An 18,471-nucleotide genomic window follows, 5' to 3' on the forward strand; every position below is an offset into this window, starting at 1 on the left:
GGCGCCCATCGCGCGCAGTCTGAGCGGGATCAGGGAACGGCGAGATCGCCTGTGCTAGCCATCTCCCTCATCTCCTGCACCAGCCATTTCTCCAGCGCAAGAATGTCGGCCCTGCGCCCCGGATGGGGCGCCACCCACAGCTGCAGGCGCCGCGGACCGGCCAGTCGCGCGCCGCTGTTGCGCGCGCATGTCAGCGATCCGGCCAGTGACGGGCTGGAGATCGTGCTCAAGGGCGGGCAGATGGGAGGAGAGGCCTTCTTTGGCCACGTGCGTGATGGAGGCCAGGCAGGGCTCGCTGCCGCAACCATGGGGCAAACCTATAATGCGCGTTGGTCCCGACGGGACACCCTCCCGCCAGGGACAGCGCCCCGCGTGCGCGCTCCGAACTCCTAGACACCATGAGCACACCCACTTTCACCGTTGCCGACATTCGCAAGAGCTTTCTGGACTTTTTTGCATCCAAGGGCCACACCATCGTGGAGTCGAGCCCCCTGGTGCCCGGCAACGATCCGACGCTGATGTTCACCAACTCGGGCATGGTCCAGTTCAAGGACGTGTTCCTGGGCACCGACAAGCGCCCCTACAAGCGCGCCACCTCGGTGCAGACCTGCCTGCGCGCAGGCGGCAAGCACAACGATCTGGAAAACGTGGGCTACACGGCCCGCCACCACACCTTCTTCGAGATGCTGGGCAACTGGTCCTTCGGCGACTACTTCAAGCGCGAGTCGCTCAAGTGGGCCTGGGAGCTGCTGACCGAGGTCTACAAGCTGCCCAAGGAACGCCTGCTGGCCACGGTCTACGCCGAGGACGACGAGGCCTATGACATCTGGACCAAGGAAATCGGCCTGCCGCCCGAGCGCGTGATCCGCATCGGCGACAACAAGGGCGGCCGCTACAAGAGCGACAACTTCTGGATGATGGCCGACACCGGCCCCTGCGGCCCCTGCTCAGAAATCTTCTACGACCACGGCGCGCACGTGGCCGGCGGCCCTCCGGGCAGCCCTGACGAAGACGGCGACCGCTTCATCGAAATCTGGAACAACGTGTTCATGCAGTTCGACATGTTTGAAACGCGCGTAGAGCATCACCTCAACCGTGCGCAAGTCGATGCACTAGTAGCCGATGCCCATGCGCGTAGTGCCAACTACAAAGTGGTGGCTGAGGGGGATACTTGGCAGTATGTCGAGTTCGATGCCAAGAAGCTGCCCGCGCCTTGCGTGGACACCGGCATGGGCCTGGAGCGCTTGGCCGCCATCCTGCAGCATGTGCACAGCAACTACGAGATCGACCTGTTCCAGGCGCTGATCAAGGCCGCTGCGCGCGAGACGCACATCGCCGACATCGAGACCCCCTCGCTCAAGGTGATCGCCGACCACATCCGCGCCACCGCCTTCCTGGTGGCCGACGGCGTGATCCCCTCCAACGAAGGCCGCGGCTACGTGCAGCGCCGCATCGTGCGCCGCGCCATCCGCCACGGCTACAAGCTGGGCCAGAAGACCCCGTTCTTCCACAAGCTGGTCAAGGACCTGGTGGCCGTGATGGGCGATGCCTATCCCAAGATCCGCGAGCAGGAAGCGCGCATCACCGAAGTGCTGCGGGTCGAGGAAGAGCGTTTCTTCGAGACCCTGGCCAATGGCATGGATATTCTGGACGCTACTTTGGATGGACTTCTGGCAAAGAGAATTGCGAAAGAAATTGATCCTGAATGTTCGCTAGTTTCGACTTGGTGTGGCGGTGGCGTGAATTGGGTCAATGGGTATCGATTTGCAAGGCTTGGTGCCAAGGGGGGTGATGATTTTGACGTTCTATTGGCAGAGCGCTCGGACCATCAAATGACTGATTTCTACCCGCGAGACTGGTCTAGCTTGGTTCTGCCCGGTGACGTGGCCTTCAAGCTGCACGACACCTATGGCTTCCCGCTGGACCTGACCAACGACGTCTGCCGTGAGCGCGGCGTGGGCGTGGACGAGGCGGGCTTCCAGACCGCCATGGAAGAGCAGAAGAACAAGGCCCGCGCAGCAGGCAAGTTCAAGATGGACCGCGCCCTGGAATACACGGGCGATGCCAATGCCTTCACGGGCTACCAGAAGCTGGCCGAGGCCGCCAAGGTGGTGGCGCTGTATGCCGAAGGCAGCGCCGTGCAGGAACTGAAGGCCGGCCAGAGCGGCGTGGTCGTGCTCGACACCACGCCTTTCTACGCCGAGTCCGGCGGCCAGGTGGGCGACCAGGGTGTGATCAGCACCGCGGGCGCACGCTTCGCGGTCGAGGACACGCTCAAGATCAAGGCCGATGTGTTCGGCCACCACGGCGTGCTGGAGTCCGGCAGCCTCAAGGTGGGCGATGCCGTGCAGGCCGAGGTGGACACGCAGCTGCGTGCGGCCACCATGCGCAACCACTCGGTCACGCACATCATGCACAAGGCCCTGCGCGAAGTGCTGGGCGACCACGTGCAGCAAAAGGGCTCGCTGGTCAACGCCGAGCGCACGCGCTTCGACTTTGCCCATAACCAGCCCGTGACCGCTGAAGAGATCCGCGAGATCGAACGCCGCGTGAACGCCGAGATCCTGGCCAACACGCCCACCGATGCGCGCGTGATGGACATCGAATCGGCCAAGGCCACGGGCGCCATGATGCTGTTCGGCGAGAAGTACGGCGACTCCGTGCGCGTGCTGGACATCGGCAGCAGCCGCGAGCTGTGCGGCGGCACCCACGTGCAGCGCACGGGCGACATCGGCCTGTTCAAGGTGGTGGGCGAAGGCGGCGTGGCCGCTGGCGTGCGCCGCATCGAGGCGGTGACCGGCGAGAACGCGCTGGCCTACCTGCAATCGCTGGAATCCACGGTGGACCAGGCCGCCGCCGCGCTGAAGGCGCCGACGGCCGAGCTGAACACCCGCATCGGCGGTGCGCTGGAGCAGATCCGCGCGCTGGAGAAGGAAGTGGCTGCGCTCAAGGGCAAGCTCGCTTCCAGCCAGGGCGACGAGCTGGCCGGCCAGGCCGTGGACGTCAAGGGCATCAAGGTGCTGGCCGCCAGGCTCGAAGGCGCCGACGCCAAGACCCTGCGCGACACCATGGACAAGCTCAAGGACAAGCTGGGCGCCGCAGCCATCGTGCTGGCCGCCGTCGATGGCGACAAGGTGCAACTGGCCGCAGGCGTGACCAAGGCCGAGACCTCGCGCATCAAGGCTGGCGATCTGGTGAACTTCGTGGCCAGCCAGGTCGGCGGCAAGGGCGGCGGCAAGCCCGACATGGCCATGGCCGGCGGCACGGACGCTTCGGGCCTGCCCGCGGCGCTGGCCGGTGTGCAGGCCTGGGTGGCAGAGCGCGTCTGACCCAGCTGCGCGGCAGATGATTCCTGCTGCCCCTTCTTCGGGACGCCCCGGTGGACTCCACCGGGGCGTCTTGCCGTGGGCGCTGCGTATGACCTACATGGCCTGGGTGATGGGCGTGCTGGCGCAATCGGCCGCTGCCGCCGCGCAAAGCGTGGTCTTCATCAACCCCGGCCGGTCCGACGAGCGCTACTGGACCACGGTCAGCGAGGCCATGCAGGACGCGGCCAACAGCCTGGGCATGCAGCTGCAGGTCCGCTATGCCCAGCGCGACCACCTGCGCCCCATCGAGATTGCGCGCCAGATTGCCGCCTTGCCCAAGGCGCAGCGGCCCCGCTACGTGATGTTTACCAACGACTACAGCGTGGCGCCTGAAATCCTGCGCACGCTGGAGGCCGCAGGCATCGACAGCTTCATGGCCTTCAGCGGCGTGCCCGAGACATTGCGCGGCCAGACAGGCGTGGCGCGGGAGCGCTATCGCCACTGGCTGGGCAGCCTGGAGCCGGGCGCCGAAGAGGCCGGCTACCTGACCGCCAAGTCACTGTTCGCCGCTGCACGGGCGTCGGGCCAGGCGCGTGCGGCCGATGGCCGGCTGCACATGGTGGCCATTGCCGGGGACCGCTCCACGCCCTCCTCGGTGGAACGCAATGCCGGCATGCGCCGCGCGGCGGCCGAGGCCAGCGACGTGGTGCTGCAGCAGGAAGTCTTTGGCGAATGGCGCCGCGAACGCGCCGAGCAGCAGGCGGCCGTGCTGTTCCAGCGCTATCCCGAGGTTCGCCTGGTCTGGGCGGGCAACGACGAGATGGCCTTTGGCGCCATGCAGGCCTGGCGGGCGCGGGGCGGCTCGCCGGGGCGTGACGCCTTCTTCAGCGCCATCAATTCATCGGCTGCCGCCATGACGGCGCTGCGCACGGGCGAGCTGTCGGCACTGGCGGGCGGCCATTTCCTGACCGGCGCCTGGGCCCTGGTCATGCTCTACGACCATGCGCACGGCGCCGATTTCGCCTCCGAAGGGCTGGAGCAGGTGCGGCCCATGTTCACGCTGCTGGACAAGTCCCAGATCGACCGCTACGAGCACAGGATCAGTGCGCCGCTGGCCCCTCTGGACTTTCGCAGCTACAGCAAGCACCTCAATCCCCGGCTGCGGCGCTACGGATTCGAGCTCAAGCACCTGCTGCGCTGAGCGCCTTCCATGCCCCGCTTCCGTTCGATCGCCTCCCTGCTGATCCTGCGCATCATGCTGCTGGCCGTGGCCTGCATGCTGGTGTTTGGCGGCGCCCACGCCTGGTGGGAGTACCGCAAGGGGCAGCAGGAGTTTCGCCGCTCCATGGAGACGCTGGTGGCCAACAGCATGATCTCGCTGTCCGCCGCGCTGTGGGACATCGAGCCGGCCCTGGTGCGCGAGCAGGTGCAGTGGCTGGGCAAGCTGCCCCTGGTGGGCCATGTGCAGCTGCGCGTCACCTCCACGGGCGAGATGTACGAGGCGGGCGAGCCCAGGGATGGCCGCGCGCCTGCCGTGTCCATGCTCATTCCGGCACCGCGTCACAGCCAGTCCAGCCTGCCGCTGGGCGAACTGCAGGTCTGGGAGAACCGGGGCCACTACCTGGAGGTGCTGCGCGACTCTACGCTGCGCGTGCTGCTGGGCTATGCGATGTTCACGGCCCTGGTCTGTCTGATGGTGGCCTGGGTGATGCGCAGGGAGCTGCGCCAGCCGCTGCAGCAGATTGCGGGCTTTGCGGCCAGCCTCAAGCCCAATGAGTTGTCGAGGCCCTTGGTGCTGGAGCGGGCGCGCCGCGGGCAGCGCGACGAGATCGACATGGTGGTGCAGGGCTTTGGCCAGTTGCAGCATGACCTGCGCGGCCACATCGAGCATCTGGACCTGCTGGTGGCCCAGCGCACGGCCCAGCTGGAGGAGCTGGTGGAAGAGGTCAAGCGCATGTCGCTGACCGATGCGCTCACCGGATGCCTCAACCGCCGCGCCATGGACGAGCGCCTGGCCTCCGAGGTCGCCCAGGGCCAGCGCCTGGATGCGGCCCTGAGCGTGATGTTCGTGGACGTGGACCGCTTCAAGCAGGTCAATGACAGGCACGGCCATGCCGCAGGCGATGCCGTGCTGCGCGAGGTGGCACGGCGTTGCCGGCACGCACTGGAGCGGGAGCCTTCGGCGCAATGGATGGCGCGCTATGGCGGTGAGGAGTTCCTGATCGTGATGCCGGGTGTGGCTGCGGCCCAGGCCTGGGCGCTGGCCGGGCAGCTGCGCGAGGCCATACGCTCCACGCCCATACAGGTCCATGGCCTGGAGCTGGCGGCGACGGCCAGCTTTGGCGTGGCGCAACTGCAGGGCGCCGAGAGCGCGCAGGAACTGCTGCAGCGCGCCGATGCCATGCTCTACGAGGCCAAGCACGCCGGGCGCGACTGCGTGCGCGTGGCCGGCCTCGCCTGAACGGCACGGCGCCAGGGTCGGCTCAGAACAGTTCGATGTCGTTGCTGTTCACCTGGGGTGCCAGCAGCCCCTGGGTGATCAGATCACCGTAGTACCAGGTCTGGTTGCGGCCATGCTCCTTGGCGTGGTAGAGGGCCTGGTCGGCATGGCCCAGCACCTCCACGGGTGCGCCGGTGCCCATGGCGGCAAAGCCCGTGCTCACGGTGATGCGGCCGACCTGGGGGAATTCGTAGCTCTCCACGTCGTGGCGCAGGCGCTCCAGCGCCTTGCGGGCATTGACCAGGCTGACCGAGCGCAGCAGCACCACGAATTCCTCGCCGCCGAAGCGGAACACACGGTCCTTGGCGTCGAAGCAGCTGCGCAGGATGTTGGCCACCAGGATCAGCACCTCGTCGCCATACAGGTGGCCAAAGCGGTCGTTGATGCGCTTGAAATGGTCGATGTCGATGGCGGCCAGCCACTGGCCGGGAACGTCTTCCGTGGCCACGCCCGGCATGGCCATCGGCGGCTCCTGCAGCGACAGGCGCAGGAACTGCTCGTCGAAGGTCTTGCGGTTGAGCAGGCCGGTCAGCGCATCGCGTTCGCTGTAGTCCAGCAGGCTCTGGTAGTTGTGATAGACGCCGAAGATGCCCTGGATCACATCCAGCCGGCTGGGCGAGAAGGCCGTGGACTGCGTGATCTCCAGGCAGTGGTAGGCCGTCTCCTGGCGCCACAGCGGCAGCCACAGCACGTGCTGGCCATCGGGCTGCACGGCCGAGGCGATGAGGGCACGCTGCTGCAGCGCCTGCTGCAGCGCGGGCATAGAGGCCAGCTCCACGCTTTGCGGGTCATACAAGGCCTCGGCATCGGTGGACATGACCTGATCGCCCTGGCTCCAGGTGCGCGCACGCACGCAGTGCCTGCCGTCGGGCATGGCGAACAGCTCCAGCGCCCGCACCTGCACCACGCCATTGAGCTTGAACAGGGTGGACAGCACCGAGATTTCCAATCGCAGATGATCCCTGTGGGCCGTCATCTCGACCAGATTCTGTAGCAATGGCTGCATGCGAGGCCTTGTATTGGAAGAGGGCGCGACCGGCTCAGCGGCGCTCAAACACCAGATCCCACACACCGTGGCCCAGGCGGATGCCACGGTTCTCGAACTTGGTCAGCGGCCGGTAGTCGGGCTTGGCGGCATAGCCTTCGGCCGTGTTGGCCAGCAGGGGTTCCGCGCCCAGCACCTCCAGCATCTGCACCGCATAGGGCTCCCAGTCGGTGGCGCAGTGGATGTAGCCACCGGGACGCAGCCGGCGTGCCAGCTTGGCCACCAGAGGCTCCTGGATCAGTCGGCGCTTGTTGTGCTTTTTCTTGTGCCAGGGATCGGGGAAGAAGATGTGGATGCCGTCCAGGCTGGCCTCGGGCAGCATGTTGTCGATGACTTCGACGGCGTCGTGCTGCAGGATGCGGATGTTGGAGATGTCCTGCTCGCCAATGCGCTTGAGCAGGGCGCCCACGCCGGGCTCGTGCACCTCGCAGCACAGGAAGTTGTCATCGGGGCGCACGCGCGCGATGTGCGCCGTGGCCTCGCCCATGCCGAAGCCGATCTCCAGGATCAGGGGGGCCTGGCGGCCATAGGTGGCCAAGGCATCCAGCGGCGCGGCCTGGTAGTTCAGCACGAAGCGCGGACCCAGCTCCTCGAAGGCCTTGGCCTGGCCTGTCGTGGTGCGGCCGGCGCGGCGCACATAGCTCTTGATGGTCTTGGGATGGGCCACGCCCTCGGGCGGCTGGCCGGTACGGGCGGCCGCAGGTGTGGAGGGCGAAGAGGAATCGTGCGGCGCACCGGGGGCAGCGGACATGGTGTTCGGGGTATCGCCGTCCATGGACTGCTCGGCTTGGGGGGAAGAAATTGGGTTCACGGGCTCAATTGTATGTATGGCGCCAGCCCCTGACCCAGAACTGCAGCGCTTCGCCCAATGCGGCCTGGGGTGATGGCTGGGCCAGTCCCAGGTGGGCGGCTGCGGTGCGCAGCGCGGTCACGGGGGCGCTCAGGTCCAGTGCGGGGGCACCGTGCTGCTTGGAAAGCTTTTCGCCGTCGGGCATGAGCACCAGCGGCGTGTGCAGATACTGCGGGTGATCTATGCCCAGGGCGCGCTGCAGCAGTATCTGGCGGGGCGTATTGTCGGCGAGGTCGGCGCCGCGCACCACATGGGTGATGCCCTGCAGGCCGTCATCGACGACCACGGCCAACTGGTAGGCCCACAGGCCGTCGGCCCGGCGCAGGACAAAGTCGCCCACGCCGTGGATCACATCCTGCTGCTGGGCGCCCAAGCGGCGGTCCTGCCAGTGCAGCACGGGGTCGTGGCGGGTGAAGCGGTCCAGCGCAAAGCGCCAGGCCCGGGCGCTCTTGCCGTGCAGGCCGTCGCGGCAGGTGCCGGGGTAGGGCCGCTCCACATGGCGCTCATGGGCCCAGCCCAGGTTTTCCCAGGCTGCCTCGATGTCCTTGCGCGTGCAGCCGCAGGGATAGGCCAGGCCGCAGGCCTTGAGCCGCTCCAGTGCGCTTTCGTAGAAGGTGTGGCGGCCGGACTGCCAGACGGGCTCTTCATCCGGCAGCAGGCCGCAGGTGGCAAGCTGGTTCAGGATGGCGGTGTCGGCACCGGGCTGGCAGCGCGGAGGGTCTATGTCCTCGATGCGCACCAGCCAGCGGCCGCCATGGGCGCGTGCATCCAGCCAGCTGGCCAGCGCCGCCACCAGGGAGCCTGCATGCAGCAGGCCCGTGGGTGAGGGCGCAAAGCGGCCGACATACGGGGATGGGGCGGGTGCGGAGCCGGTCTCGGCGGATTCAGGGGCGGCGGGAATCATCGGGGCCGGATGTTAAGGCCTTGCGCCGCCCCCTGCCAGGACCTGGTGGCCTGGTTCAGTCCGCAACCAACGCCAGGGCCATTTCCAGTCCCGAGACAAAGGCATCCTCCACGCGGCGGCCAATGCACCAGTCGCCGCACAGGCCCAGGCCCGCATCCTTGTTGCGCAAATGGCTGCGGCCCAGCGGCGACAGGGTCTGCGCATGGGGCCAGAGGTAGACGCTGGCATGGCGGGGAGGGATGCGGATGCGCGTGATCTCGCCAAAGGCCTTCTGCATCTTGGCCAGCACGCGCGGGGCGTCGTCGGCGCGGTGCTCCTGCGACCATTGGGGGCTGGCCAGCACGGTCCAGCGTTCGCTTTGGGAGCGGCCCGGCTTGGAGGATTCTCGTGCCACCCAGACCGCGCGCTCATGCGTGGTGCGCGCTGCATTCCACTGCGGCCCCAGGGTGGACAGGCCGGCCTCGGTGGCCATGGGGTAGGACAGCGTCAGCGCCCAGCAGGGCGCCATTTCCACGGCCGCCATTCCCTGCACCAGCGACAGGGCCAGGGGCGTGGTCTGCAGCAGCTGGCGCGCCTGTGGGGCGGGCAGGGCGAGTATCACTTCATCGAAGCCTGCGCGGATCTGCGTGGTCGGCTCGGTCGTCTCCACATGCAGGCTCCAGCCGTGCGATCCGGGCTGGCGTTCGAGCTTGGTCACGCGCTGGCCCAGGTGCAGGCGGTCGGCATCCCACAGCGGCGCGGCCCAGGCCAGCGGCAGGGCCTGCATGTCGGGCGTGGCCACCCAATGGGCTTCGGTGGGTGCGGGGGCGGCGCTGGACTGGCGGCCCTGCGCATCCAGCACGCGCAGCGTGCTCACGCTCCAGGGGCGGCACAGGCCGGGCACGGTCTGCAGGGCCAGCTCGAAGCGCTTGTCGCGCACGGTGAAATACTGCGCGCCGATGTCGAAGGCGCCATGCGCGGCGTTGACAGAGCGCATGCGCCCGCCCACCTGGGGCAGCCGCTCGTAGACATGGACATCGTGGCCGGCCTGCATCAGCGTGCGTGCGCAGGCCAGGCCCGCCATGCCGGCGCCAATCACGGCAATGCGGCGTGCGCCGGCCTTGGGGCGCGCCTTGGAGGCTTCGGGGGGCTTGGTGGCCTTTTTCTTGACCGTGGACTTGGAGGCAGCGCGGGAAGCGTTCATGGAGCAGACCTTTGCGGGCAGTGGCAGATTCCGGGAAGCATGTCCTTTCCGGCCTGCTCCACCGCAGCGGCGTGGCAGGCCGGGACCTGTAACCACTCTACACCCGCGAAGACCGCCCGGCGGCGTGCGCCAGCTCAATGTCGGTGATGATTTTCCATGAGAGCGCGGCGTGTGGCGGGGCTCTCCAACTGCTGCAGCCACCACTGCAGCGCGCGCGGCGGGACCTGCTGCGGCGGGCAGGACCATGCGTAGTACATGCGCACATTGCGCGAGGGGCGGGCAACCTGGCGCGTCACCAGCAGGCCGGCCTGCACATACACATCGGCCATGAAATGGGGCAGGAAGCCGCAGCCTATGCCGCGCACCTGGGCCTCGATCTTGGCCTGCATGGAGTCCACGGTGAAGATGTCCTGGCCGCTGAGCAGGCCCATGCTGGCGCTGTCGCGCAGGCCTGAATCGGCCACGGCGATGATGCGGTGCTGCAGCAAGGTGGCGTCGGTGATGGGCTCGGGCGCCGTGGCCAGCGGATGGTGGGGCGCCACGGCAAAGACGAAGTCCAGCTCGCCCAGCTCGCAGGCCTGCAGGCCCGCCACGTTGCTGGAGTTGACCGCCACCCCGATGGCCAGGTCGGCCCGGCCCGAGGTCAGCGTCTCCAGCGTGCCGGTGAGGATGCCGTCGCGCAGCTTCAGCCGCGTGGGTGGCTGCATGGCGTAGAAGGCCTCGACCAGCTCCAGCATCGGCGTGCGCGCCACGGCACCATCGACCACGATGGTCAGGTGCGGCTCCCAGCCCGTGGCCACGCGGCGCACGCGATGCGCCACGGTGTCGATCTCATGCAGCAGGCGCACCCCCTCGCGCAGCAGCTCCCGGCCGGCCTCGGTGGGCTGGGCGTGGCGCGAGCGGCGGTCGAACAGCAGCACGTCCAGCGCATCTTCGATCTGGCGCACACGGTAGGTCAGGGCACTGGGCACCAGGCCCAGCTGGCGTGCAGCGGCGGCAAAGCTGCCGGCCTCGGCAATGGCCTGGAGCATGGCCAGGCTGTCGGGGGTGAGCACGTCGCGGGGGCTGGGCATGGGGCGTTATGGCTTCAAAAGCTTTGAATGATGCCATCAATCCTGCTGCGCCTTGCCTGCGGCAGCCGCTTCTACAGTGGAGCCATCGACGCAAGAGTTTCGAAGATCTGACACGTTGGAAAGGGACAAAAACATGATCGCCCTGCGCAAATCCCGGGAACGCGGCCATGCCGACCATGGCTGGCTGCGCTCGCACCACAGCTTCTCGTTTGCGGGCTACCACGATCCGCGCCACATGGGCTTTGGCAACCTGCGCGTGATCAACGAAGACCACATCGCCCCGGGCACGGGCTTCGGCTCCCATGGCCACAAGGACATGGAGATCATCAGCTACGTGCTCGAAGGCCGGCTCTCGCACAAGGACAGCATGGGCAATGAGCAGACCATCTCGCCCGGCGAGGTGCAGCGCATGAGCGCCGGCTCGGGCGTGGTCCACAGCGAGCACAACCATGCGCCGGGCCAGACCACGCATTTCCTGCAGATCTGGCTGCTGCCCAGCGAAACGGGCATTGCGCCCGGCTATGCGCAAAAAGCCTTTGCCGACGATGAAAAGCGCGGCCGGCTGCGCCTGGTGGCCTCGCCCGATGGCGCCGAGGGCTCGGTCACCGTCCATGCCGATGCCCGCCTCTATGCAGGCCTGTTCGACGGCGATGAGCAGGCCGAGCTGGAGCTGCCCGCCGGCCGCAAGACCTATGTGCACCTGGTGCGCGGCGCGCTGAGCGTCAATGGGCAACGGCTGACAACGGGCGATGCGGCCCTTGTGGAGAATGAACCGCGACTGCGCCTGCACGACGGGGAACAGTCCGAGGTCCTGGTCTTCGATCTGCAAGCCTGAGAGCGTGCACAGCACGCTCTGAAGATTCACGAGGAGTACCCATCATGTTGAACCGTCTGAGCAACCCGCTGGCGCTGGCCGGCCGCATCCTGATCGCGCTGATGTTCGTGCCTGCGGGCTTTCAGAAAATCGGAGGCTTCGCCGGGACCGTGGGCTATGCCGCATCGGTAGGCATGCCCATGCCGCAGATCGGCGTGGCCATTGCCCTGGTGGTGGAGATCGTCGGCGGCCTGGCCTTGCTGCTGGGCTGGTGCACGCGCTGGGCGGCCCTGGTGCTGGCCTTCTTCACGCTGGTGGCCAGCTTCTTCTTTCACGCCTACTGGAGCGTGCCGGCCGACGCGGCCATGATGCAGCAGCTGCTGTTCTGGAAGAACATCGCCGTGACTGGCGGCCTACTGGGCTTTGCCGCCCACGGTGCCGGCGGCTGGAGCGTGGATGCGCGCCGCCATTGAGTGGGTCGGGCAGCGTTGGCCATGCCCTGATTTTTGTTAGGCTACTGTCTTGAGTGGGCCCCGCAGCAGCGCTGCGGGGCCCTTTGGCGTGGATGGATTGATGAATGCGGCGCTGGCTGGCCTGTGGCTGCGCAGGGCGTCCGAGGATTGGATTTCTTGTATGGCAGATATCGTGGTGGTCTACCACTCGGGTTACGGACACACCCAGCGCATGGCCCAGGCCGTGGCCGACGGCGCAGGCGCGCGCATGCTGTCGATCGACAGCGACGGCCAGCTGCCTGCGGGTGGCTGGGAGCTGCTGGCGGCGGCAGATGCCATCATCTTCGGCTCGCCCACCTACATGGGCGGGCCCAGCTGGCAGTTCAAGCGCTTTGCCGATGCCTCGTCCAAGCCGTGGTTCGTGCAGGCCTGGAAGGACAAGCTGTTCGCCGGCTTCACCAACAGTGCCAGCGTCAACGGCAACAAGCAGACCACGCTGGACTACCTGTTCCAGCTGGCCATGCAGCACGGCGGACTGTGGGTGGGCAGCGGCATGCTGCCGTCCAACGCGCGCGCCGCGCAGCGCAACGACCTCAACTGGATAGGCGCCTTCAGCGGCGCCATGGCGCAATCGGCCTCGGATGCCTCGGCCGCCGAGATGCTGCCGGGCGACCTGGAGACGGCGCGCGTGTTCGGCGAGCGCGTGGCGCAGCAGGCGCTGCGGCTGATGCGCCAGGCCGGCGCGGCTTGATCGGCCGGCTCCACTGAACCTCACGCCCCCAGCCGGTCCAGCAGGCTGTACCAGGCCACTCCCGCCGCTATGTACAACCGTTGCAACCCATGCAGCGGTATCGGCTGAACCGGCGTTACCGGAAAAGAGCAGGCCAGCGCATTTCCGCCGGCCATCAGCGCTGCCGCCTCCCGCCCCAGCAGGGTGGCCATGGCAATGCCGCGGCCGTTGTAGCCCAAGGCCATGGTGATGCCGGGGGCAGGCTGGTGCAGATGGGGCATGAAGTCGCGTGTGACGGCGATGCGCCCGGCCCAGCGGTACTCGTATTGGAGGGGCCCCAGGCCGGGAAACATCAGCGCCACGGCGCGTTCCAGATGGGCATAGTCGCCTGCGCCCTGCGGGTCCGCAAAATGTCCGCGCCCGCCCATGAGCAGACGGCCTTGTGCGTCCTTGCGAAAGTACAGCAGCAGGCGCTGCGAGGTCGAGCCTGTCTCGCCCCCGGGCAGGATGTGCGCGCCCGCCTTGCCCAGGGGCTGCGTGGCCACGATGAAGCTGTTGGCTGCCAGCACCGTGCGCGCCAGACCAGGCCACAGGCCATCGGTATAGCCGTTGGTGCCCAGCAGCACCTGCCTGGCCTGTATGCGGTGACCCTGGGCCGTGGTGGCGACCCAGTGGTCCGTGCCCTGGCGCTCCAGTGCCAGCACGGGCGATTCGCTGTGAACCTGCACGCCCAGGGCCTGTGCGGCGCGCACCAGTCCGCGCACGTAGGCCAGGGGCTGTATGGCGCCGGCGCGTCCATCCAGCCAGCCGCCGGCAAAGGCGGGCGTGCCTGTGCGTGCTGCCGTGGCAGCGCGGTCCAGCAGTTCCACGCGCACGCCGCGCCGTTCCCACTGCCGGGCGCGTGCGTGCATGCCGTCCACCGCCTGCTGGGTGTATCCGACCTGCAGCCAGCCGGCACGCACGGGCGCGCAGTCGATGCCGTGCCGTTCGATCAACCCGTACACAAGGTCGGCCGAGCGGGAGACGGCGTCGATCAGCCGCTCGCCACGAGCGGCGCCGTGGATGCGCTGCAGTTCGTCGGGGTCGTACTTGAGGGTGGGGTTCACCTGGCCGCCGTTGCGGCCCGACGCACCCCAGCCGGGAGCATGGGCGTCAAGCACGCACACGCTGGCGCCACTTTCGGCCAAATGCAGTGCTGCCGACAGGCCGGTATATCCCGCGCCGATCACCAGCACGTCGGTGGTGGTCAGCGGTGCCGCCAGCGGTGGCGTGGGCGGTGCGGCGGGCGCAGTGGCCGCCCACAGCGATGGCGCTGACGGGTGCGACAGCACGGGGCGTACCGACGAAGACGATGCGATGGAGGCGGTGGCTGACATCGTCATGCCGCACCTTCTGATGGCGCACAGTGCTGGCGCAGCACGCGCCGCAGGAAGTCCTGCGTGCGTGCATGGCGCGGTGCGCCCAGCACCTGGGCCGAAGGGCCTTCCTCCAAGATGGTGCCGCCATGCAGAAAGCACACGCGGTCGGCCACCTCGCGAGCAAAGGCCATCTCGTGCGTGACCACGATCATCGTCATGCCTTCTTCGGCCAGCTGGCGCATCACGCCCAGCACGTCGCCCACCAGTTCGGGGTCCAGGGCCGAAGTGGGTTCGTCGAACAGCATGGCCTCGGGCTTCATGGCCAGGGCGCGGGCAATGGCCACCCGCTGCTGCTGTCCGCCCGACAGCTGTGCGGGCCAGGCCTGTGCCTTGTCTGCCAGGCCTACCTTGCGCAGCAGCTCCAATGCCTCGGCATGGGCCTGGCCGGGAGCCTGGCCCTTCACATGGATGGGGCCTTCCATCACGTTCTGCACCACGGTGCGGTGCGGGAAGAGGTTGAAGCGCTGGAACACCATGCCCATGCGGCTGCGCAGCGCGTGGATGGAGGGCGCGCAGGTGTCCACGCACTCCCCGAATGCGCGCACCTCGCCGCCCTGGTACGACTCCAGGCCGTTGATGCAGCGCAGCACAGTGGACTTGCCTGATCCCGAAGGGCCGATCAGGCACACCACTTCTCCACGTGCCACGCGCAGGTTGACGCCCCGCAGCACGCGATGCTCGCCGTAGGCCTTTTCCAGGTGGTCGATCTCGATCATGGCGACTTCCTCCCCGCTCCAAAGCGCTTCTCCAGACGCCTGAGCCCCCATACCAGCGGCAGGCTCATGGCCAGGTAGAGCAGGGCGACCAGGGTGTAGACCGTCATGTTCTGGAAGGTGGACGCTGCGATCAACTGGCCCTGGCGCGTCATCTCGGCCACGGTGATGGTGGAGACCAGGGACGAGTCCTTGAGCATCATCACCAGGGTGTTGCCGTAGGGCGGCAGCGCAATGCGGAATGCCTGCGGCAGCACCACGCGGCGCATGAGCAGGGCGGGTCGCATGCCCATGGCCAATGCGGCTTCCCGCTGGCCTGGGTCCACCGCCTCGATGCCGGCGCGGAAGTTCTCTGCCTGATAGGCCGAATAGGCAATGCCCAGGCCGATCACCCCGGCCTGGAAGGCGGTGAGCTGGATGCCGACCTCGGGCAGCACGAAGTAGATGTAGAACAGCTGCACGATGATGGGCAGGCCCCGTATCACATTGACCACGGTCGATGCGGCCCACGAGACGGCGCGCACGGGTGAGAGCTTGCCCAGCGCCAGCACCAGTCCGATCGCGCTGGACAACAGGAACGACAGCGCGGTGACCTGCACCGTGACCACCGCTCCTTGCAGCAGGATGGGCAGGAACTCTCGCGCGTGCTGCACAAATGCTTGCATGGCGTACTTTTCTCGAAGGTGTCATTGCCGTGCATTGCGCGGCAAAGGGGGGAGGCGAGGCGCGAGGCGACCCGGCGGGCGTCCGATGTCCTCAGATGCCCCACTTCTTGACGATCTGGGCCAGGGTGCCGTCTGCCTTGATGGTGGCGATGGCCTTGTTCAGGCGGGCCAGGGTTTCGGTGTCTCCCTTGCGCACCACCAGGCACACATCCCCCACATTGGAGGGCTTGTAGCTTTCGGCCAGCTTCACGCCCTGGAAGCTGTGCTGGCGTATCTGGTAGGCAATGATGGGCTGGTCACCCAGCCCTGCCTTGATGCGGCCAAGCGCCAGATCGCGCGTCATGTCGGCTACCGAGTCGTAGCTGCGCACTTCCCTGAAGATGCCCTTTTTCTGCAGCAGGTCGTAGAACACCGTGCCCACCTGGGCACCGACGACCTCGCCCTTGAGATCGTCCAGTGATACATAGGCCTTGGCATCGTCGGCCTTGACGATCAGGCCCTCGCCGTAGGAGTAGACCGCATCGCTGAAATCCACCACCTGCTGGCGTGCAGCGGTCTTGAGCATGGCGGCCGAGATGATGTCGATCTTGCTGGATGTGAGCGAGGGGATCAGCGCCGCAAAGCTGGTCTGCTGCACATGGGCCTGGAAGCCTCCCGCCTTGGCCACGGCCTGCATGGTGTCGACCATCATGCCCTGGATGCTGTTGCTCTTGACGTCCAGAAAGGTGAACGGAATGCCGGTGGGCGTGGCGCCCACGTTGTAGCTGGCCGGGGCGCTGCCGCCTTGCGCTGCAGCCAGCGCGACGGCGCCGGCGGCACACATGCCCAGGGCGAGGTGGAGGACGCGGTGGACAAAACCTGGCATTGCCTGACTCCTTGGCGTGAACGACGGAAGGAAACAGCAGGGACAGGTCACCTTGGGGCAGCCCCTCGCCTGCAGTGGAGAATTCTCGGAACCGCGCCAATGATCAATGTGGATGAATCTTTAGAAAATAAGAGAAAACCACTAAGCAATTCAAAGAAATCGATATGCGATTTTTTGGAAGTGAATGCCTATACTTGCCGCCATGCAAGCAACGCCTCAAACCGCTTCGTCACCGATGGATGACGACACCAACCCACTGTTCAACCAGTCGCTGGAGAAGGGCCTGGCCGTGCTCTGCGCCTTCAGCGCGCAGCACCGGAGCATGACGCTGGCCGATGTGGCTGCCGCTGCGGGCATCAACAAAAGCTCGGCGCAACGCATGGTGTTCACGCTGGAGCAACTGGGCTATGTCCGCAAGCATCCGCAAACCCGGCGCTACCAGCTCGCGCCGCGCGTCATGCGCGTGGGCTACAACTACCTGGCGGCCAACCCGGTGATCGACCTGGCCAATCCGTATCTTTCGGAGCTGACCAAGATCACGACCGAGACCACCTGTCTGACCGAGCCCGACGGGCTGGAGATGGTCTACGTGGCACGCTTCATCAGCGCCCAGTTTGTGCCGGTGCACATGCCCATTGGCAGTCGCATCCCCATGTACTGCACTGCCTCGGGGCGAGCCTGGCTGAGCGCACTGCCCGATGAAGAAGCCCTGGCCCTGCTGCGCCAGAGCGAGCGGACCGCGCACACACGTTTCACCATCACGGACGAGGCCGCCATCCTCGATGAACTGGCCCAGGCGCGTCGGCGCGGCTATGCCGTCAACCAGGAGGAACTCTTTCTGGGCGACATGACGCTGGGCGCGCCCGTCATCGGCAGCCATGGCCGCCCCGTGGCTGCCGTGCACATCGTCGCGCCGACCAGCCGATGGACGGTGGAGGAAGCGCAAGCCCGCCTGGGCCCAGGGCTGCTGGCCTGCGCCCGCTCGCTCAGCAACTCGGTGCGTGCCCTGGGTTGAACAGCGGCCGATGCGGCGGTCGGTGCAGCTGCATTGGTGTCGCACGCCGCAAGCGTGGCGTGCATGCCCCGGGGCTTCAAGTCAGGGCTGGGGGACCGGTCTATGGAGACGGAGTCTCCTGGGCCTGCGGATGCTCCAGCTGGGGTGCGGCCGACAGGTCCGCGTCCACGGCCCGGCGCTCATCAAAGACGAAGCAGCCGCCGTCATAGAAGGCGCCGTCGGTTTCCTCGAAGTACTTGAGGATGCCGCCTTCCAGCTGGTAGACATGCTCCAGGCCCTCGTCCCGCATCAGGATGGCGGCCTTCTCGCAGCGTATGCCGCCCGTGCAGTAGCTGACCACGGTCTTGTCGGCCAGATCGGCCTTGTGGGCGCGCAGCGCGGGCGGGAACTCGGTGAACTTGGTGATGCGCCAGTCGATGGTGTCCTTGAAGGCGCCGGCATCGACTTCGAAGTCGTTGCGCGTGTCCAGCGTCACCACCTCGCGGCCCTCGTCATCGTGGCCCTGTTCCAGCCAGCGGCGCAGCGTGGCGGGGCTGACCGATGGCGCGCGGCCCTCTGCCGGGCGGATGGTAGGGTGGTCCATGCGAATGATCTCGCGCTTGACCTTGACCAGCATCTTGCGAAACGGCACGGTGTCGGACCAGCTTTCCTTGGGGGCCAGGTCGGCAAAGCGCTCATCGGTGCGCAGCTGGTCAACGAAGCTGTGCACCGCCTGGGCGGGGCCGGCCAGGAAGAAGTTGATGCCTTCCTCGGCCAGGAGGATGGTGCCCTTGAGCGCCAGGGCCTGGGCGCGTTCGGCCAGGGTGTCGCGCAGCGCCGCTGCATCGGGCAGCGGCGTGAACTTGTAGCAGGAAATATTGAGGATGTCGGACACGGGCAGGCAGGCGGGTGCGGCACAGGCCGCGGGTTGGATCGGGGCGCCGGCGAGAGGCGGCC

The 18,471-nt window shown here is 67.2% G+C and carries 18 protein-coding genes; 7 read left to right on the plus strand and 11 right to left on the minus strand.

Annotation, left to right across the window (positions count from 1 at the left end):
- Positions 1–29 precede the first annotated feature (29 nt).
- Positions 30–230, minus strand: coding sequence for a hypothetical protein (locus tag ACUTR7_RS00660; RefSeq protein ID WP_445607855.1), 201 nt, complete (start codon positions 228–230; stop codon positions 30–32).
- Between the two features lie 168 nt (positions 231–398).
- Between ACUTR7_RS00660 and alaS the strand changes: the two genes are divergently transcribed.
- From alaS to ACUTR7_RS00675, 3 genes are all read left to right on the plus strand, one after another.
- Complete coding sequence (gene alaS, locus ACUTR7_RS00665) at positions 399–3,329, plus strand: alanine--tRNA ligase (RefSeq protein WP_445607856.1); 2,931 nt, start codon at positions 399–401, stop codon at positions 3,327–3,329.
- Between the two features lie 88 nt (positions 3,330–3,417).
- On the plus strand, positions 3,418–4,509 hold the full coding sequence (locus ACUTR7_RS00670; protein WP_088164512.1) for an ABC transporter substrate-binding protein: 1,092 nt from the start codon (positions 3,418–3,420) through the stop codon (positions 4,507–4,509).
- 9 nt (positions 4,510–4,518) lie between these two features.
- Positions 4,519–5,769: a GGDEF domain-containing protein gene (locus ACUTR7_RS00675; RefSeq protein WP_445607857.1), complete on the plus strand. Its 1,251-nt coding sequence runs from the start codon at positions 4,519–4,521 to the stop codon at positions 5,767–5,769.
- A gap of 22 nt (positions 5,770–5,791) precedes the next feature.
- Here the strand turns inward: ACUTR7_RS00675 and ACUTR7_RS00680 are convergent, their stop codons facing one another.
- The 5 genes from ACUTR7_RS00680 to ACUTR7_RS00700 form a co-directional block, all read right to left on the minus strand.
- Positions 5,792–6,814: a GGDEF domain-containing protein gene (locus ACUTR7_RS00680; protein ID WP_088164513.1), complete on the minus strand. Its 1,023-nt coding sequence runs from the start codon at positions 6,812–6,814 to the stop codon at positions 5,792–5,794.
- A 34-nt stretch (positions 6,815–6,848) separates the two neighbouring features.
- Entirely contained in the window at positions 6,849–7,604 is a 756-nt protein-coding gene (gene trmB / locus ACUTR7_RS00685) for a tRNA (guanosine(46)-N7)-methyltransferase TrmB (RefSeq protein ID WP_373861123.1), read from the minus strand.
- Positions 7,605–7,668: 64 nt separating this feature from the next.
- Complete coding sequence (gene gluQRS / locus ACUTR7_RS00690; RefSeq protein WP_445607858.1) at positions 7,669–8,607, minus strand: tRNA glutamyl-Q(34) synthetase GluQRS; 939 nt, start codon at positions 8,605–8,607, stop codon at positions 7,669–7,671.
- 55 nt (positions 8,608–8,662) lie between these two features.
- Complete coding sequence (locus ACUTR7_RS00695) at positions 8,663–9,790, minus strand: NAD(P)/FAD-dependent oxidoreductase (RefSeq protein ID WP_063325447.1); 1,128 nt, start codon at positions 9,788–9,790, stop codon at positions 8,663–8,665.
- A gap of 134 nt (positions 9,791–9,924) precedes the next feature.
- Entirely contained in the window at positions 9,925–10,863 is a 939-nt protein-coding gene (locus tag ACUTR7_RS00700; protein WP_445607859.1) for a LysR family transcriptional regulator, read from the minus strand.
- Between the two features lie 133 nt (positions 10,864–10,996).
- On the opposite strand from ACUTR7_RS00700, the gene ACUTR7_RS00705 reads away from it, so the two are divergent.
- From ACUTR7_RS00705 to ACUTR7_RS00715, 3 genes are all read left to right on the plus strand, one after another.
- On the plus strand, positions 10,997–11,698 hold the full coding sequence (locus ACUTR7_RS00705; protein ID WP_071956089.1) for a pirin family protein: 702 nt from the start codon (positions 10,997–10,999) through the stop codon (positions 11,696–11,698).
- A 44-nt stretch (positions 11,699–11,742) separates the two neighbouring features.
- Complete coding sequence (locus ACUTR7_RS00710; protein WP_013802170.1) at positions 11,743–12,150, plus strand: DoxX family protein; 408 nt, start codon at positions 11,743–11,745, stop codon at positions 12,148–12,150.
- 160 nt (positions 12,151–12,310) lie between these two features.
- A complete protein-coding gene (locus ACUTR7_RS00715; RefSeq protein ID WP_088164517.1) occupies positions 12,311–12,880 on the plus strand; it encodes a flavodoxin family protein in 570 nt (189 codons plus the stop codon).
- 20 nt (positions 12,881–12,900) lie between these two features.
- Here the strand turns inward: ACUTR7_RS00715 and ACUTR7_RS00720 are convergent, their stop codons facing one another.
- The 4 genes from ACUTR7_RS00720 to ACUTR7_RS00735 form a co-directional block, all read right to left on the minus strand.
- A complete protein-coding gene (locus ACUTR7_RS00720) occupies positions 12,901–14,235 on the minus strand; it encodes an NAD(P)/FAD-dependent oxidoreductase (RefSeq protein ID WP_445608231.1) in 1,335 nt (444 codons plus the stop codon).
- A gap of 2 nt (positions 14,236–14,237) precedes the next feature.
- On the minus strand, positions 14,238–14,993 hold the full coding sequence (locus ACUTR7_RS00725; protein ID WP_445607860.1) for an amino acid ABC transporter ATP-binding protein: 756 nt from the start codon (positions 14,991–14,993) through the stop codon (positions 14,238–14,240).
- Positions 14,990–15,655, minus strand: a complete 666-nt coding sequence (gene ehuD / locus ACUTR7_RS00730; RefSeq protein ID WP_016451664.1) for an ectoine/hydroxyectoine ABC transporter permease subunit EhuD — start codon at positions 15,653–15,655, stop codon at positions 14,990–14,992. Before ehuD ends, ACUTR7_RS00725 begins: the two co-directional genes overlap by 4 nt.
- A gap of 91 nt (positions 15,656–15,746) precedes the next feature.
- Complete coding sequence (locus ACUTR7_RS00735) at positions 15,747–16,520, minus strand: ABC transporter substrate-binding protein (protein WP_063325443.1); 774 nt, start codon at positions 16,518–16,520, stop codon at positions 15,747–15,749.
- Positions 16,521–16,755: 235 nt separating this feature from the next.
- On the opposite strand from ACUTR7_RS00735, the gene ACUTR7_RS00740 reads away from it, so the two are divergent.
- Positions 16,756–17,535, plus strand: a complete 780-nt coding sequence (locus tag ACUTR7_RS00740) for an IclR family transcriptional regulator (RefSeq protein ID WP_099751133.1) — start codon at positions 16,756–16,758, stop codon at positions 17,533–17,535.
- 100 nt (positions 17,536–17,635) lie between these two features.
- On the opposite strand, the gene ACUTR7_RS00745 is transcribed toward ACUTR7_RS00740, so the two are convergent.
- The gene (locus ACUTR7_RS00745) at positions 17,636–18,409 is read right to left on the minus strand and encodes a sulfurtransferase (RefSeq protein WP_097202218.1); all 774 of its coding nucleotides are present in this window, start codon (positions 18,407–18,409) and stop codon (positions 17,636–17,638) included.
- Between the last annotated feature and the right edge of the window lie 62 nt (positions 18,410–18,471).

The sequence above is a fragment of the Delftia sp. NA_296.1 genome, assembly GCF_052692095.1.